Here is a 17799-nt window from a genome sequence, read left to right as displayed (position 1 = left end):
TCGCCTTGTGACATCAAGTTGCCTGGCCCTACGGATGAAAAGTTTCTAAGAAACGCTATCATAACGTGCGGGCTTGTATTATTACGAGTCCGCTATTGTTTTTCTCTAATAATAAAAAAGAGGTGAAAACCATAGCAAAGCAAGACTTATTCATCAATGATGAAATTCGTGTACGTGAAGTTCGCTTGATCGGTCTTGAGGGAGAACAGCTAGGCATCAAGCCACTCAGCGAAGCGCAAGCATTGGCTGATAGTGCAAATGTTGACTTAGTATTGATTCAACCCCAAGCAAAACCACCTGTTGCTAAAATTATGGACTACGGTAAGTTCAAATTTGAGTATCAGAAAAAGCAAAAAGAACAACGTAAAAAACAAAGTGTTGTTACTGTGAAAGAAGTTCGTCTGAGTCCAACTATTGACAAGGGTGACTTTGACACAAAACTTCGCAATGCACGCAAGTTCCTTGAAAAAGGAAATAAAGTTAAGGTATCCATTCGCTTTAAAGGGCGTATGATCACCCATAAAGAGATTGGTGCAAAAGTTTTAGCCGAGTTTGCTGAAGCAACACAAGATATTGCGATCATCGAACAACGAGCTAAGATGGATGGACGCCAAATGTTCATGCAGTTGGCGCCAGCAACTGACAAAAAATAATTGTCAGAAAGTTAAATAAAGGAGAAAAAATCATGCCAAAACAAAAAACACACCGCGCATCAGCTAAACGTTTCAAACGAACAGGTTCTGGTGGACTTAAACGTTTCCGTGCTTACACTTCTCACCGTTTCCACGGAAAAACTAAGAAACAACGTCGTCATCTTCGTAAAGCATCTATGGTGCATTCAGGAGATTTCAAACGTATCAAAGCAATGCTTACTCGCTTGAAATAATAGCCTAACAGTAAGTAAACAATTCTAGGAAATATTTGGAGGAAATAAAACATGGCACGTGTTAAAGGTGGCGTTGTATCACGCAAACGTCGTAAACGTATTCTTAAATTAGCAAAAGGTTACTATGGAGCTAAACACATCTTGTTCCGTACTGCAAAAGAACAAGTAATGAACTCTTACTACTATGCATACCGTGACCGTCGTCAGAAAAAACGTGACTTCCGTAAATTGTGGATCACTCGTATCAATGCGGCAGCTCGTTTGAACGGACTTTCATACTCACAATTGATGCATGGTTTGAAATTGGCTGAAATCGAAGTTAACCGTAAAATGCTTGCTGACTTGGCTGTTAACGACGCAGCAGCTTTCACAGCTCTTGCAGATGCAGCTAAAGCAAAACTTGGTAAATAATGACAACTGTTTCATTCTTACTCTCGTGGTTTTTACCGCAAGAGTAGGGTGAAACTTTTTTATTTTCCATAAATGATTTTCTATTTTAGAGAGTAAATGACAGATTTTTTCAAAGAAAATAGGATATTTCCTGTATAATAGGAATATCTAAAAAAGATTTGGAGTTAGAAGAAGATGATAGTAGGTATTGATTTAGGAACGACTAATTCTTTAGTAGGGGTATACCAGGATGGCCAGGTCAAGCTGATTCCCAATGCTTTTGGTGAATATTTGACTCCTTCTGTTGTGGCTTTGGATGACAATGATGAAATCATAGTTGGAAAAATTGCCAAGGAACGCTTGGTGACTCACCCAGACAAGACGGTTTCACAGTTCAAGCGTTTTATGGGGACCAAGCATGAGTTGACACTAGGAAATCGAGCATATAAGGCTGAAGAATTAAGCTCTTTTATCATTCGAAAGTTGGTAGACGATGCAGAGACCTATCTTGGAGAAAAGGTCGAGGAAGTGATTGTTAGTGTTCCAGCCTATTTCAATGATGCTCAACGCTATGCGACTAAACTAGCAGGGAAATTTGCAGGCGTTCAGATTGATCGGATTATCAATGAACCTTCCGCAGCGGCTCTTGCTAAAAGATCTATGGTAAACCAAGAAGATCAATCTTTTATTGTAGTCGATTTTGGTGGGGGTACGCTAGATATCTCAGTTGTTGAGTTGTTTGATAATATTGTCGAAATCGTGTCGATTGCAGGGGACAATCGTTTGGGAGGAGAGGATTTTACTGCAGCGATTGCTGAGGAATTTTTAGTCTCCAATCAATTAACCAAGGATACGATTTCCCGTGAATTTTATGGCAAAATTCTGGTACAGGCTGAAAAGACTAAACTAGAACTCAATGAGAAAGAAGAAGTGAAGATGACAGTTCTGGACCAAGAACAGGAATACACTTTAGACTTGAGCTACCAGCGTTTTTATGAGCTTTGTCAACCTCTGCTAGCCCGTGTTAAGGCCGTTTTGGACCGTGCCTTGATGGATGCGCGCTATAGCTATGTATCATCAGATAACTTTGTTCTTGTTGGGGGGACTTCGAAACTCCGCTTGGTTCAGGATTTTTTATCCTACTGTATCAATCAAGTGGTGCAGGTTTCGGATGATCCCGATCGGATGATTGCGAGAGGTTGTGCCCTTTTAGCAGGAATAAAAGAGCGGCAAGGTGAGATACGAGATTTATTACTGTCTGATATTTGTCCTTTTACACTAGGGATTGAGATAATTGGCGACCGCTTTTCGCCGATTATTGAGCGAAATTCTACCCTCCCTGCTTCACGCATCGAGCAGTACTATACGGCTGAATTGGGACAGAGCCAAGTCAAGATAAAGGTCTATCAAGGTGAGATGATGAAGGCATCACAAAACCTGTTTCTAGGAGAATTAGAAGTTCCCGTCCCTGTGAATACTAGAGTAAATGAAAGTTTCACAGTTCGATTTACCTATGATTTAAATGGAATTTTGGATGTCGAAGTGAAAATTGATTCAACACAGGAAGTCTTTAGTCATGTTATTCTCCAAGATAGTGTTACTCTGACAGAAAGGGAAATCAAGGCTAAGCAAGCAGAGTTGACTCGCTATAAGATCAATGCTCAAGAAACAGAGGTTTATCGTTTCTTGATTGAAAAAGCGAATCGTGTGTACAGTATGCTCTTGGGGAGAAGAAGAGATGAGCTAATGGCTGAAACTAGACGATTTGAAGAAGAGGTCAGCCAAGCATCTATGTATCATTTGCCAAAACTCTATCAATCATTTTCAAACTATCTAGACTTCCTAGAGCGAGGACTGTAAAAGAGGAGACCTTATGAATATATGGGAAACTTTAGGGATAGAGCCAACGACTGACGTCAAGCTTATTAGAAGGCGTTATGCTGAACTGGTTCGGCTCTATCACCCAGAAGACCAACCAGAAATTTACCAAGAAATTGTTGAAGCGTACCAAAAAGCCTTGACTTATGCGAGGTCTAGAAACACAAGACCAGAAAATAGCCTAAGAAAAGCGAGTGACTCTCAAGAAGCTACTGAACTTGAAGAAGAGGCGAATGGAAAGCCTAACTCTAGTCTCAACTTTGAAAACTTAACTGAAGAAACGAAGACTGAGAACGAAGAGTCTGAAAGATCTAGTCTTGATTTCAGTGATTATCAGCAATCGACTGATAAAACCAGCGATTCCTTTAACTTTGAAACCTTTAAAGCAGAAGAGAATGAGCAAAAGTCCACCCTTGACTTTAGTGACTATGATGAGGAAGTTCAGCTAAATGGAGATTCTGAAGAAAGAGCTACGAATCCCCTCAATTTTGAAACGTTTGGTGATGAAGAGAACCGTGGGCAAGAAGGAACAACAAGGTCTACTCTTGACTTTAGTAGTTATAATGAAGAAACCTATCTAATCCGAAATGCGATTGAAAGTATTGTTGGAAACGACGGGTATAACCAAGAGGAACAAGAACATCTATGGCGTCAGTTCTTTCATCAGTATCAGTATGATATGGACATTGTTCAATCCGTTTTAGAGGAAATGGATGTTTATATTTTTAACAAACCGGAGCAATTCTCTATCCTCATTCCCTTGCTAGAAGACTATATACCTGACTTTAAGTACTGGGGCTATTACTATAAACTGAAGTATTGGAAAGTTAAAAGAGCTATAGCAGAAGAGGAAGGCAGTTCGCTTGAAAGCGCACATGAAGCCACTGAAGAATTCTATTATTCTTATCAACTTTGCCAAGAAATTCTCCAAGATTTTAACAAAGCAAATCAATTGAGCTCTTGGATAGAGTTTTTCAAGCACCCCTATCTGAGCTTTATGGTCTTAGATCAGGTAAATCAAAATCGTCAGATAATCAAGAGTGTGCCAGTTTTAACCTATATCCTGGAAAAAAACCGACAAGTCATATTTGAAGAGGATTATCCACTCTTGAATGACTTGGCTGATTACATAGAGGAAGTAAAAGGGGAGCTGGGAGAAAACGTTGACTTTAGTCACTACTCTCTAGATAATCCAGATGAAGTTGAGGCAGCCTTCTATGAGTTGCTCCATGCTCAGTATGAAGACGAGTATAAACTGTTACGTGATTGGCAATATCTTTTTGAATCAGTCAAAGATCACACGCTCCTACTTGATTTGTTAGAAAAAGTGGACGTCTATCCTTTAACCAATGCGAAAGTGTTAGCACTCGTTCTCCAATTTGTGGAGCGTTACAGCGATGAGGAATCAAATCCTTACCTGAAAAAACTCCATTTCTGGAAGAGTATCCATTCTTATCCTTCAGTGGTAGAGGAGTATGCACTTAACAAAAAAGAAAATTTTGATTACTGGTACAATGAAGGTTATCTCTATATTGATAAGCTTACTAAGAGCGATGAAGATATCAATGATTGGGAGAAGTGGAGAAGCTACTTTAAAGGAAGACCACGCATTCTAACGATTTTGCTTCAGCAGATCTATAAGGAGTACCATCGGTTTACAGACGGCGAGCTCCTGAGATATGTTTTAGCTCCTTTTCCTACTTCTAAAATGGCTCCCCAAATGATGACGGAGGAGACAGACCAGAAACTAGAAGAGATGACAGTTTATGCTTATGAACTTAGTCATCCAAAGGCCAAGCTCTCTTATTTGGATTGGAAAAAAAGACAAGTCTTTAAAAATAAGTTTCTTCAGTTTGTCTTTGGTCTATTTTCGATTGTGAGTTTGATACTCAGTGTTCTAGAGCAACCTATTGATAATTTATGGGTCCATGCTGGTATGTTTTCTCTCTTTTACGTCTATATGCTAAAATTAAGGCAAACACAGATTGAGGAAGGAGTGACAGCTAGGGGTTCAAAACGAAAATTCTACCACAGTCCCCATCCATGGTTCCTATTCATCTTGTTATTGCTCCTCGTCACTCCATTCTTACCGTTTGGTCTTATTGGGGCCCTTATTTTCATTACATTTTTCTGTCTCATCGATGGTTTCCAGGTGAGTCAAGGGCTGAAGTGGGATTATTCTTTGGATAAGCTGATTCCTGTCGGTATCTTTCTTTCTGCTGGCTTTCTTTCTGCTTTGGCAAATCAAAGCCAGACTATTTCAGGAGTTGCAATATCTTACTTCCATATTTTTGCAATCCTTGTGATTTGCTTGTCCTTTACAAGATTTAGTCCTGGATTTCCACCATCTCTGAAGAAAATCCTTCTTCCAGCAATCTTGGGAATTCTACTCTTTCAAACGTTGCCATATATTCACAGCCGTTTAGATATCTTTGATCCAACTATTCTACGAAATGAAACTCTGGCCATAACCGTTATCCTCTTGTTAAATGGAATCGCCTTGTCTTATTTTACAAAGGAACAAAGCTTCATGATTGGTGTGAAGAAGGTCTTTATGATTTATGGATTGCAAATCTTTATTTTCCTAAGAAGACTGTTCCGAATCCTATTTGCACCAAATTCAGTTTTCGGTAATAACTATCATCACAAAGACTTACTAATCATGAACAGTGAATTTACGTTCTACTTCCTCGAAGGACTTTTTGTCCTTATCATGCTTTTCCTTATTCGTAATATACGCAAGGAAAATCGTAAAAGTGCTGCTTAGAATGAAAGCTTAGAGAAGAGGACTCTAGTTCAAGTTTCTAGTAAATTTTCCTGAATAAAGGTATAATGGAACTATTAAAATGAAAGAGGTAATGAAAATGGCTTCAAAAATGCTACACACTTGCTTGCGAGTAGAAAACCTTGAAAAATCAATCGCTTTTTATCAAGATGCTTTTGGTTTTAAAGAATTGCGTCGCAGAGATTTTCCAGATCATGCTTTCACCATTGTCTATCTGGGACTTGAGGGGGATGACTATGAGTTGGAGTTAACCTATAATTATGATCACGGTCCTTACGTGGTAGGAGATGGATTCGCCCATATCGCCCTCAGTACACCTGACCTTGAGGCCCTACATCAAGAACATAGCGCTAAAGGCTATGAGGTGACAGCCCCTAATGGACTTCCAGGAACTCAACCAAACTATTACTTTGTCAAGGATCCTGACGGTTACAAGGTCGAAGTCATTCGTGAAAAATAATCCCATGAAGTCAAGTAGAATGTTCGTTTTCTACTTGACTTTTTTTCTTTGAAAGAGTATACTAATACAAATTTAACCTTTAAGGGGAGTCCAGAGAGACTCACAAGGTGTCAGATAAAAGGGATAGGGGACTCTCTGTGGGGACTTTTTAAGTGTGCGCATGAATTCTAACCTAACCTAACTGAGGCCTTGCATTAGCAAGGTCTTTTCTTTATCTGGTCCCCTTAAATTTAAGGAGGAAAATCATGAATCCCACATGTAAGAAACGTTTGGGTGCCATTCGTTTGGAGACCATGAAGGTGGTCGCTCAGGAGGAAATTGCGCCAGCAATCTTTGAATTAGTTCTAGAAGGAGAAATGGTTGAAGCCATGCGAGCAGGCCAATTTCTTCATCTGCGTGTGCCTGATGATGCCCATCTCTTGCGCCGTCCTATTTCAATTTCGTCTATTGACAAGGCAAACAAGCAGTGTCATCTCATTTATCGGATTGAGGGGGCTGGGACAGCTATTTTTTCAACCTTACGTCAGGGAGATACTCTTGATGTGATGGGGCCTCAGGGAAATGGTTTTGACTTGTCTGATTTAGACAATCAGAGCCAAGTTCTCCTCGTTGGTGGTGGGATTGGTGTTCCCCCCTTGCTTGAAGTAGCCAAGGAATTGCATGCGCGTGGGGTGACAGTAGTGACAGTCCTCGGTTTTGCCAGCAAGGATGCTGTTATTCTCGAAACCGAATTGGCCCAATATGGTCAGGTCTTTGTAACGACAGATGATGGTTCTTATGGCATTAAGGGAAATGTGTCAGTCGTCATCAATGACTTAGACAGTCAATTTGATGCTGTTTACTCATGTGGAGCGCCTGGAATGATGAAGTATATCAATCAAAGATTTTATGATCATCCAAGAGCCTACCTATCTCTGGAATCTCGTATGGCTTGTGGGATGGGAGCTTGCTATGCCTGTGTCCTAAAAGTGCCAGATAGTGAGACCGTCAGCCAACGCGTCTGTGAAGATGGCCCTGTTTTCCGCACAGGAACAGTTGTATTATAAGGAGAAAGTCATGACTACAAATCGCTTACAAGTTTCTCTACCGGGCTTGGATTTGAAGAATCCGATTATTCCAGCATCAGGCTGTTTTGGTTTTGGTCAGGAGTATGCCAAGTACTATGATTTAGACCTTTTAGGCTCCATTATGATCAAGGCGACGACACTAGAACCCCGTTTTGGGAATCCAACTCCCAGAGTTGCAGAGACACCTGCCGGTATGCTCAATGCAATCGGTTTGCAAAATCCAGGTTTAGAAGCTGTTTTAGCTGAAAAGTTGCCTTGGCTGGAAAGAGAGTATCCTACGCTTCCCATCATCGCAAATGTTGCAGGCTTTTCAAAACAAGAGTACGCTGCCGTTTCTCGAGGAATTTCCAAGGCTAAAAATGTAAAAGCTATCGAACTCAATATCTCTTGTCCGAATGTGGATCACGGTAATCATGGACTTTTGATTGGGCAAGATCCTGACTTGGCTTATGAAGTGGTAAAAGCGGCTGTGGAAGCCTCTGATGTGCCAGTTTATGTTAAGTTAACCCCTAGTGTAACGGATGTTGTCACTATTGCTAAAGCCGCAGAAGATGCAGGAGCAAGTGGCTTAACCATGATCAATACCCTTGTCGGTATGCGCTTTGACCTCAAAACTAGAAAACCAATCCTAGCCAATGGAACAGGTGGAATGTCAGGTCCAGCAGTTTTTCCAGTAGCCCTCAAACTCATCCGACAAGTCGCCCAAACAACCGACCTTCCCATCATTGGAATGGGGGGAGTGGATTCGGCTGAAGCAGCGCTAGAAATGTATCTGGCTGGAGCGTCTGCCATCGGAGTTGGAACAGCCAACTTTACCAATCCTTATGCCTGTCCTGATATCATCGAACATCTACCAAAAGTCATGGATAAATATGGCATTAGCAGTTTGGAAGAACTACGCAAGGAAGTCAAAGCCAGTCTGAGATAAGCTAGTCTTTCCTTATCGTCAACAAGAAATAGAATCTTCATCAATTTGTAATATTTCCGTCGGTTAACTATGTTACAATAGGGTTTAGAAAACGTTATTGGAGCATTTAAATGAAACGATGGAAAGTGGCCCTAGTAAGTGCTGGCTTATTGGGGTGTTTTTTTACTGTAGTGGAGACAGCAAAAGCAGAAGAGGGGACGTGGCAAGGAAAGACCTACCTCAAATCAGACGGGAAACCAGCAACCAAGCAATGGCTTTTTGACCAAACGCATCAGAACTGGTTTTATCTTAAAGAAGATGGTCAACGTGCAGAAAACGGTTGGTTGACTGTTGCTGGTAAGGACTACTATTTTAACGAAGCTGGAAAATTAGCTACAAAAACGTGGATTGGCCAGTACTATGTGACTGAAAGTGGTGCTAAAGCAAAGGAACAGTGGGTATTTAATCAGGAACAAGAATCCTGGTATTATCTCAAGTCTGATGGTCAGAAAGCTCAAAAAGAATGGATTCAACAAGGTCAAGAAAAATATTACCTTAAAGAAGACGGGAAAATGGCCAAAGATGAGTGGATCACTCAAGGTGAGAACCAGTACTACATCAATTCACAAGGTAAAATGCTGAAAAATGCCTGGCTTGGTAAGAATTATATATCAGAAAATGGTCATAAGGTTAAACAAGCCTGGATTTATGATGACAACTATAGCAGTTGGTTCTACCTTCAACAAGACGGTACCTATGCTGAAAATGGGTGGTTAACTATAGATGGGAAGGACTACCATTTTAAATCAGGCGGTTATCTTTCTACTGAACGTTGGATTGATCGCTTCTATGTTGCGAAGAGTGGAGCTAAATTGAAATCGGAATGGCTCTTTGATAAGAATTATGATGCTTGGTTTTACTTGAAATCTGATGGTAGCTATGCCGAAAAAGGCTGGGAAACGATCAAAGAAAAAGATTACCATTTCAAATCAGGCGGCTATCTTTCTACTGAGCGCTGGATTGACCGCTTCTATGTTGCTAAAAGTGGAGCTAAATTGAAATCGGAATGGCTCTTTGACAAGAATTATAACTCTTGGTTTTACTTGAAAGCTGACGGAACCTATGCTGAAAAAGGTTGGCAAACCATCAAAGGCAAGGATTACCATTTCAAATCAGGCGGCTACCTCTCTACGGAAACTTGGATTGACCGCAGTTATGTGACGAGTAGTGGAGCAAAAGCTGGCAAAGGGTGGCTCTTTGACAAGAATTATAACTCTTGGTTCTATATCAACTCTGATGGAAATTATGCCAATAAAGAATGGCTCTGGGATAATGGTTACTACTATCTCAAATCTGGTGGTTATATGGCTGCGAGTGAGTGGGTATGGTACAAGAATAACTGGTTCTACCTCAAGTCAAATGGAAAGATGGCTGAGAAAGAATTAATCTACGATTCATCCGACCAATCATGGTATTACCTTAAATCAGGCGGTTATATGGCAAAAAATGAAACTGTGGATGGTCATACCTTGGATGCTTCTGGTAGATGGCATGTTGCGGATAAAACCAAATATTACAAAGTTAAACCCATCACAGCCTATGTCTATAGTGCATCTGGAGAAATCTTGAGTTACATTAACCAAGGAAGCATTGTTTCACTGGATAGCTCGACGCGAAAAGGCGGCCGACTTGCAGTTTCGATTTCTGGCTTGTCTGGCTATATGAATCAAAGTGATTTGACAGCAGTAGATGAAGGTAGCGAGTTTATCCCTCATTATACTAGTGATGGGAAATTCCTCTACCATGAACTCTCTCCATACACGAGTATCAAAGTAGCTCCACACACTTCTGCTATGGTTATTGGTAAGAAGTACTACTCAACTGATGGAGAGCATTTTGATGGCTTTACCATTAAAAATCCTTTCCTCTATAAAAACTTGAGAGAACCAAGTAATTATAGTGCAGCTGAATTGGATAAACTGTATTCGATGATGAACTTGCAGGATAGTCCTCTTGCAGGTAAAGGAGCGACTTTCAAAGAAGCTGAGGAACGCTACGGTGTCAATGCCCTTTACTTGATGGCACATAGTGCCCTTGAAAGTGCTTGGGGACGCAGTCAAATTGCCAGAGATAAGAACAACTTCTTTGGTATTGCTGCTTATGATACTAGCCCATATCTCTCAGCCAAGAGCTTTGATAATGTGGATAAAGGAATCCTTGGAGCGGCCAAGTGGATCCGTGAGAATTACATTGACTACGGCAGAGACCACCTTGGAAATAAAGCAACCGGGATGAATGTTCGCTATGCTTCTGATCCATACTGGGGTGAGAAAATAGCCAGCATCATGATGACTATCAATAGTAGACTTGGTGGGAAAGACTAATCAAAAGAAAACAACGGTAACTACTGAAAAGTGGTTATCGTTTTTGTTTTAAACATTGGAGGAGGAATAGTATAATAACAGTCTTTTTATTCTTGAACAATTAACAAAATGATAGTAAAATGTAATAGGAGATATTAATCTAATTACTATATAAAAAGGAGATTTTTATGAAAAAGCTACTATCCTTCTCAATTGCCTTGCTTTCAATCACAACATTAGTTGCTTGTTCTGGACATAAGGCGGAATCAAAGGTCCCAGAAGAAAAAATTGAACAGAAGCAAATCAAGTTCGATGAAAAGTTGTTTAAAGAAGCTGGACTCTTGCCTTTTAAAAATGAGAAACAACTAGAACTTGGGGAATTGGATTCTAAATCACGCGCAACGGGTGCTCATATTCAACTTAAGGACAGCGATGAGCCAACTGAGAAGAGAGAGTCCAAGTTGACTTATGATCCAGTTGGATGGCACAATTATAAATTCTTTTATGGTGATGGTAAAAAAGAAGCTTGGTTGATGAGTCGAGGCCATCTGATCGGGTACCAGTTTAGTGGATTAAACGATGAAAAGAGGAATCTGGTTCCAATGACTAACTGGCTAAATGCTGGAAATTATTCTGGAACAGATGACCAAAACCAAAGTAGCATGCTTTACTATGAAAATCGATTGGACTCTTGGTTGGCCAATCACCCAAACTATTATCTTGACTACAAGGTGACCCCAATCTATCAGAAAGATGAATTGATTCCGAGACAAATTGAATTGCAGTATGTGGGAATAGATGAAACCGGCAAACTCTTGGAGATCAAGTTGGGTGGTAGTAAAGAAAAGGTTGATCAGTATTCAGTGACGCATGTCGTTTTAGACAATGTTTCAGCTAATGCTGAAATCAATTATTTGGATGGTACTGCTAAGAATACAGTTGAAGATGCAAAGATAAAAGAAGAAAAAGAAAAGGCTAAGAAGGAAGCTGAGGAAAAAGCCAAGAAAGAGGCAGAAGAAAAAGAAGCAGCTGAAAAGAAAGCAAAAGAAGAAGAACAGGAAAAAGCTCGCCAAGCCGCACAAGAACAGGAAGAAAGCCAGGAATCAAACTCGCAATCAACAAATTCAGGTGGCTACTTTAGAGATAAAAACGGAAGATGGCACAGACCAAATGGTAAATTTGCTTCCAAGAAAGAAATCAGAGAAGCCGGATTGCAGTGGTAGGATGAATTTAGTAGATATACAGTCAAAAAGCCGTTGGAAAACGGTTTTTTGTTATAATTAAACTAAGAATTTAGAATTAAAGGAGAAAAATTTGATGAGATACATAACTCTTGGTCAAGATGACAAAGAATTATCAGAAATTGTTCTCGGAATGATGAGAATAAAAGATAAGTCTGTAAAAGAAGTTGAAGAGCTTGTGGAAACAGCACTTTCTGTTGGAATCAATGCTTTTGACTTGGCTGATATTTATGGTCGTGGTCGTTGTGAAGAACTGTTAGGTATTGTCCTAAAAAATCGTCCAGATTTAAGAGAAAAGATGTGGATTCAGTCCAAATGTGGCATTCGCATTGAAGAATTTACCTATTTTGATTTTTCTAAGGACTATATTATAAAATCAGTCGACGGAATTTTGCAAAGATTGAAGATTGATCATCTAGATAGCTTGCTTCTTCATCGACCAGATGCTTTGATGGAATCTGACCAAGTAGCAGAAGCCTTTGATCTTCTTTATAAACAAGGTAAGGTCCGAGATTTTGGAGTTTCTAATCAAAATCCTATGATGATGGAGTTGCTTAAAAAAGATGTCAAGCAGCCGTTAGCTGTTAATCAGCTACAATTGAGTGCGGCTTTTACTCCAGGATTCGAATCAGGTTTTCATGTTAATATGGAAGATAGTCAAGCAACTATGCGAGATGGCAGCGTTTTTGAATATTGCAAATTACACGATGTGGTCATTCAAGCATGGTCTGTCTTACAATTCGGGTATTTTAAAGGGAACTTTGTTGGTAATGAGAAATTTCAAGCTTTGAATCAAGTACTTGATCGTCTAGCTTTTAAATATGGAGTAACCCCTTCAACTATTGCCATTTCTTGGATATTGCGTTATCCAGCAAAAATGCAGGCAGTCGTAGGTACAACAAATCCTAAGCATTTGAGAGAAGTTAGCCAAGCGGCAAACTTTAGCTTAACAAGAAAAGAATGGTATGAAATTTATCTTGCAGCAGGGAATAATTTGCCGTAAGTAGAAGCAGATTTAAATAAATCACAGTCAAAAAGCCGTTGGAAAACGGTTTTTTGTTATAATTAAATGAAGAATGTAGAATTGAAGGAGAAAATCATGACATTTGAAGAGATCCTGCCTGGATTAAAGGCCAAGAAAAAATATGTACGAACTGGTTGGGGAGGGGCTGAAAACTATGTCCAACTCTTTGACACTATCGAGCAAAACGGGGTTGCACTTGAAGTGACGCCCTATTTCCTAATCAACGTGTCTGGAGAAGGGGAAGGTTTTTCCATGTGGAGCCCGACACCTTGTGATGTTTTGGCGACAGATTGGGTAGAAGTGAATGACTAAATGTGTACTCATTACAGGTGTGAGTTCAGGTATCGGACTTGCTCAAGCTCGCCTCTTTTTAGAGAATGGCTATCAAGTTTATGGAGTTGACCAAGGAAAAAATCCACTCTTACAAGGTGATTTCCACTTTTTACAGAGAGATTTGACCTTGGACTTGGAGCCAATTTTTGACTGGTGTCCTCAGGTGGATGTTTTGTGCAATACTGCAGGAGTTTTGGATGCTTATAAGCCTTTATTGGAACAATCAGCGCAGGAAATTCAAGAGTTTTTTGAAATCAACTATATGACTCCTGTTGAGTTGACTCGCTATTATTTGACGCAAATGCTGGAAAATAAAAAAGGAATCATTATCAATATGTGCTCGATTGCTTCGAGCCTAGCAGGTGGTGGTGGTCACGCCTATACCTCGTCTAAGCATGCTTTGGCTGGGTTTACCAAGCAGTTGGCTCTGGACTATGCTGAAGCTGGGATTCAGGTCTTTGGGATTGCTCCAGGTGCTGTCAAGACAGCTATGACTGCTGCCGACTTTGAACCCGGTGGGTTGGCTGACTGGGTAGCTAGTGAAACGCCAATCAAGCGCTGGATTAAGCCAGAGGAAGTAGCAGAAATTAGCCTTTTCTTAGCAAGTGGAAAAGCGAGCGCCATGCAAGGACAAATCCTGACCATTGATGGTGGTTGGTCGTTGAAGTAGGAGGAGTTGGATGGAAATCAAAAAACACTTTGGAGTCTATGCTGTTTGCTTTGAAAACGGGAAGTTACTCTGCATTGAAAAAACGAGAGGCCCTTATCAACATCGTTATGATCTACCCGGTGGTAGTCAGCAACTTGGGGAAGGATTGACGGAAACGTTGATTAGAGAAGTTATGGAAGAGACGGGATATACTGTTAGAAGCTACTCTAATCCTCGAATCTACGATGTTTTCGTCAGGGAAGAGTTAACAAATTTTATGGTTCACCATATCATGGCCTTGTATGATGTTGAGATAAACAAGAAGGAAGCTCAAGTTACGATTTCGGAAGCTGTCTCTGATGGTGCGAATGATTCACTCGGATATGTTTGGATGGATATTCAGAAAATCACAGAAGAAAATGCATCACCATTAGTCTTGAAGGTTAAGTCTGAATTATTAGGATTTCCAGAACTGGACAAGACTTCTTACATGAATTGGAAGGTGAATGATGAGAAACCAACTTGTCCTTAGTGGAGAACAAATTGTTGAAAAAGTTTATCCTCAGTTATTGCACCACGTCGGTATGATTCGTGGAGAATACTTACTGAGAGAGCTTAATCAAAACATCCTATTAGCAAGTTGCCAGCAATTTGTAAAAGGAGTAAGTAAAAAATTACAAAGGAGCAAACTATGACACCGCAAGAAATGTGGAATGCATATAAGCAAATTAACCCCTCTATCGGAGATGAGATAGATGCCTGGGCTTTTGGAGTGGAAGCAGATCTCTTGGCAGATTTGGTTTTAAAAGGCGAAAAGACAGCAACAGCCTCAGCCTATGACCTCTACTCACTAGAAGACGAACCCCTTCCGCAAGAAGGGACCTTTGATGTTATTTTAGATAGTCAAAATCAGGCTGTCTGTATTGTCGAAATTACCAAGGTCTCCGTTCAGCCTTTTCATCAAGTTTCTGCCGACCATGCCTATAAGGAAGGGGAAGGTGACAAATCCCTAGCCTATTGGCGTCAGGTTCATGAGGATTTTTTCACCGAGTGGATGAGGGAAGCCGGACTGACTTTTACCCCTGACAGCAAGGTTGTTCTGGAAGAATTTCGCAAGGTCTACCCACTGTAGAATGTAGAAGGAAGAAAGTTTTGGAAATTGCCGTCCAATCCTTTTTTCTTAAGCAAAACATGATATAATAAGTTTGTTTGAAGAAGAGTAAAACTCTTAAACTTAGAATAGGAGAAAACTATGCAAGCAGTTGAACATTTTATTACGCAATTTGTTCCTGAACATTATGATTTATTTTTAGACTTGAGTCGTGAGACCAAGACCTTTTCTGGGAAGGTGACCATTACTGGTCAAGCACAGAGTGACCGTATTTCCCTTCACCAAAAAGACTTGGAAATCACTTCTGTAGAAGTTGCGGGTCAAGCTCGTCCATTTACAGTTGACCATGACAATGAAGCCCTTCATATCGAATTGGCTGAGGCTGGTCAAGTTGAATTGGTCATTGCTTTTTCAGGAAAAATTACAGACAACATGACAGGGGTTTACCCTTCTTACTACACAGTGGATGGTGTCAAGAAGGAAGTCTTGTCTACTCAGTTTGAAAGCCATTTTGCGCGTGAAGCCTTCCCATGTGTGGATGAGCCAGAAGCAAAAGCGACTTTTGACCTCGCTCTACGTTTTGACCAAGCAGAAGGTGAAGTGGCCTTGTCAAACATGCCAGAAATTGATGTGGAAAACCGTAAGGAAACAGGCATCTGGAAGTTTGAGACAACACCTCGTATGTCATCTTACTTGTTGGCTTTTGTTGCAGGTGATTTGCAAGGGGTTACTGCTAAAACTAAGAACGGTACCCTCGTAGGTGTCTACTCAACCAAAGCCCACCCACTATCTAACCTTGATTTCTCACTGGACATCGCTGTTCGCTCAATTGAGTTTTACGAAGATTACTACGGAGTTAAGTATCCAATTCCTCAATCGCTCCACATCGCCCTTCCTGACTTCTCAGCAGGTGCCATGGAAAACTGGGGTCTTGTGACCTACCGTGAAGTTTACTTGGTTGTGGATGAGAACTCAACCTTTGCTAGCCGTCAACAAGTTGCTCTAGTTGTAGCACATGAGTTGGCTCACCAATGGTTTGGAAACCTCGTGACTATGAAATGGTGGGATGACCTTTGGCTCAATGAAAGCTTCGCCAACATGATGGAATACGTCTGTGTGGATGCCATTGAGCCAAGTTGGAATATCTTTGAAGACTTCCAAACAGGTGGTGTGCCGGGAGCACTTAAACGCGATGCGACTGATGGCGTTCAGTCTGTTCACGTTGAAGTCAAACACCCAGATGAAATCAATACCCTCTTTGACGGAGCTATCGTCTATGCCAAAGGAAGCCGTCTCATGCACATGCTTCGTCGTTGGCTCGGTGATGCTGATTTTGCTAAAGGTTTGCATGCTTACTTTGAAAAACACCAATATGGAAATACCATTGGTCGTGACCTATGGAATGCCCTTGGACAAGCTTCAGGCCGTGATGTAGCATCTTTCATGGATTCTTGGTTGGAACAACCTGGTTATCCAGTTCTCACTGTCAAAGTTGAAAATGATGTCTTGAAGATTTCGCAAAAACAATTCTTCATCGGTGAGCACGAAGACAAGAACCGTCTCTGGGTGGTGCCACTCAACAGCAACTGGAAAGGCTTGCCAGATACACTTGAAACTGAAAGTATCGAAATCCCTGGCTACGCCGCTCTTCTTGCTGAAAATGAAGGAGCTCTTCGTCTCAATACGGAAAATACCGCCCACTATATTACCGACTATCAAGGAGACTTGTTAGAGGCTGTTCTTGCTGAGCTAGAGACACTTGATAACACAAGCAAATTGCAAATCGTTCAAGAACGTCGTTTGTTGGCTGAAGCAGGACACATTTCTTATGCAGACTTGCTCCCAGTCCTTGATAAACTAGCTAAGGAAGAGTCTTACTTGGTAGTTTCAGCTGTATCTCAAGTGATTGCTGCCCTTGAGCGCTTTATCGATGAAGGAACAGCAACTGAGAAAGCCTTTAATACACTCGTTGCTAAATTGGCTCGTCACAACTATGACCGTCTTGGTTTTGAAGCCAAAGATGGTGAATCAGATGAAGACGAATTGGTCCGTCAGTTGACCATTTCCATGATGATTCGCTCAAATGATGCAGAAGCTAGTCAAGTTGCTAGCCAAATCTTTGCAGCTCACAAGGAGAATCTTGCAGGACTTCCAGCAGCCATCCGTGCTCAAGTTCTCATCAATGAAATGAAACACCATGAGACCAAAGACTTGGTCGCAACTTATCTGGACCTCTACACTCATGCGACAGATGCAGTCTTTAAACGCCAGTTGGCAGGAGCTCTTGCATACAGTACAGATGCCGACAATATCCAAACCTTGATTGACTCATGGAAAGATAAATTTGTAGTGAAACCACAAGACCTTTCTTCATGGTACCTCCAATTCCTCGGACACCAAGCGACTCAAGAAACTGTTTGGGTATGGGCGCGTGAAAACTGGGCTTGGATCAAGGCAGCTCTTGGAGGTGATATGAGCTTTGACAGCTTTGTCATCTTCCCATCACACATCTTTAAAACAGAGCAACGCTTGGTAGAGTACAAGGAATTCTTTGAGCCACAACTCTCTGACCTTGCTCTTAGCCGTAACATTCGTATGGGTATCAAAGATATCGCAGCGCGTGTTGACTTGATTAAGCGTGAGAAAGCAGCAGTCGAAGCTGTTGTAGCCCAATATGCCAAAGCTTAATTCGTTCGAAATGTAAA

General features: G+C 40.9%; 16 protein-coding genes and 1 other annotated feature (1 of these 17 running past the window's edge). All 16 genes read left to right on the top strand.

Going from position 1 to position 17799, the window contains the following annotated elements; translation table 11 throughout:
* Nucleotides 1-107 (top strand) — a sequence feature (ribosomal protein L20 leader region) (it extends 25 nt beyond the left edge of the window).
* 15 nt (nt 108-122) lie between these two features.
* On the top strand, nt 123-653 hold the full coding sequence (gene infC / locus HMPREF1115_RS07950) for a translation initiation factor IF-3 (protein ID WP_000848184.1): 531 nt from the start codon (nt 123-125) through the stop codon (nt 651-653).
* Nucleotides 654-685: 32 nt separating this feature from the next.
* Nucleotides 686-886, top strand: a complete 201-nt coding sequence (gene rpmI, locus HMPREF1115_RS07945; protein ID WP_001125942.1) for a 50S ribosomal protein L35 — start codon at nt 686-688, stop codon at nt 884-886.
* Between the two features lie 51 nt (nt 887-937).
* On the top strand, nt 938-1297 hold the full coding sequence (gene rplT / locus HMPREF1115_RS07940; protein WP_000124830.1) for a 50S ribosomal protein L20: 360 nt from the start codon (nt 938-940) through the stop codon (nt 1295-1297).
* A 174-nt stretch (nt 1298-1471) separates the two neighbouring features.
* Nucleotides 1472-3136 (top strand): molecular chaperone HscC, encoded by a 1665-nt coding sequence (locus HMPREF1115_RS07935; RefSeq protein WP_000635026.1) that lies wholly within the window; start codon nt 1472-1474, stop codon nt 3134-3136.
* A 13-nt stretch (nt 3137-3149) separates the two neighbouring features.
* Nucleotides 3150-5921 (top strand): J domain-containing protein, encoded by a 2772-nt coding sequence (locus tag HMPREF1115_RS07930; RefSeq protein ID WP_001028661.1) that lies wholly within the window; start codon nt 3150-3152, stop codon nt 5919-5921.
* Between the two features lie 97 nt (nt 5922-6018).
* Entirely contained in the window at nt 6019-6399 is a 381-nt protein-coding gene (gene gloA / locus HMPREF1115_RS07925) for a lactoylglutathione lyase (protein WP_000157150.1), read from the top strand.
* A gap of 245 nt (nt 6400-6644) precedes the next feature.
* Nucleotides 6645-7445: a dihydroorotate dehydrogenase electron transfer subunit gene (locus tag HMPREF1115_RS07920; RefSeq protein ID WP_001070072.1), complete on the top strand. Its 801-nt coding sequence runs from the start codon at nt 6645-6647 to the stop codon at nt 7443-7445.
* On the top strand, nt 7408-8394 hold the full coding sequence (locus HMPREF1115_RS07915) for a dihydroorotate dehydrogenase (RefSeq protein ID WP_198429612.1): 987 nt from the start codon (nt 7408-7410) through the stop codon (nt 8392-8394). Before HMPREF1115_RS07920 ends, HMPREF1115_RS07915 begins: the two co-directional genes overlap by 38 nt.
* Before the next feature lie 110 nt (nt 8395-8504).
* Nucleotides 8505-10757: a glucosaminidase domain-containing protein gene (locus tag HMPREF1115_RS07910; protein ID WP_000832911.1), complete on the top strand. Its 2253-nt coding sequence runs from the start codon at nt 8505-8507 to the stop codon at nt 10755-10757.
* A 167-nt stretch (nt 10758-10924) separates the two neighbouring features.
* The gene (locus tag HMPREF1115_RS07905; protein WP_000735447.1) at nt 10925-11959 is read left to right on the top strand and encodes a DNA/RNA non-specific endonuclease; all 1035 of its coding nucleotides are present in this window, start codon (nt 10925-10927) and stop codon (nt 11957-11959) included.
* A 94-nt stretch (nt 11960-12053) separates the two neighbouring features.
* Nucleotides 12054-12980, top strand: a complete 927-nt coding sequence (locus HMPREF1115_RS07900) for an aldo/keto reductase (protein ID WP_001269449.1) — start codon at nt 12054-12056, stop codon at nt 12978-12980.
* A 96-nt stretch (nt 12981-13076) separates the two neighbouring features.
* Nucleotides 13077-13313: a DUF2829 domain-containing protein gene (locus tag HMPREF1115_RS07895; protein ID WP_000141914.1), complete on the top strand. Its 237-nt coding sequence runs from the start codon at nt 13077-13079 to the stop codon at nt 13311-13313.
* Nucleotides 13306-14004, top strand: coding sequence for a 3-oxoacyl-ACP reductase (locus HMPREF1115_RS07890; RefSeq protein ID WP_000158834.1), 699 nt, complete (start codon nt 13306-13308; stop codon nt 14002-14004). The genes HMPREF1115_RS07895 and HMPREF1115_RS07890 overlap by 8 nt, the downstream gene beginning before the upstream one ends.
* A 10-nt stretch (nt 14005-14014) precedes the next feature.
* Nucleotides 14015-14515 (top strand): NUDIX hydrolase, encoded by a 501-nt coding sequence (locus HMPREF1115_RS07885; protein WP_000403336.1) that lies wholly within the window; start codon nt 14015-14017, stop codon nt 14513-14515.
* Between the two features lie 159 nt (nt 14516-14674).
* On the top strand, nt 14675-15115 hold the full coding sequence (locus HMPREF1115_RS07875) for an ASCH domain-containing protein (RefSeq protein ID WP_000188813.1): 441 nt from the start codon (nt 14675-14677) through the stop codon (nt 15113-15115).
* A 120-nt stretch (nt 15116-15235) separates the two neighbouring features.
* Nucleotides 15236-17782 carry a M1 family metallopeptidase gene (locus HMPREF1115_RS07870; protein ID WP_001149147.1) on the top strand — a complete coding sequence of 849 codons (2547 nt, stop codon included), beginning with the start codon at nt 15236-15238 and terminating at the stop codon, nt 17780-17782.
* Nucleotides 17783-17799: the final 17 nt, after the last annotated feature.

Source organism: Streptococcus oralis SK610, from assembly GCF_000257455.1.
GTDB classification, from domain to species: Bacteria; Bacillota; Bacilli; order Lactobacillales; family Streptococcaceae; genus Streptococcus; species Streptococcus oralis_CB.
This window is presented reverse-complemented; position numbering and strand designations above follow the sequence as displayed.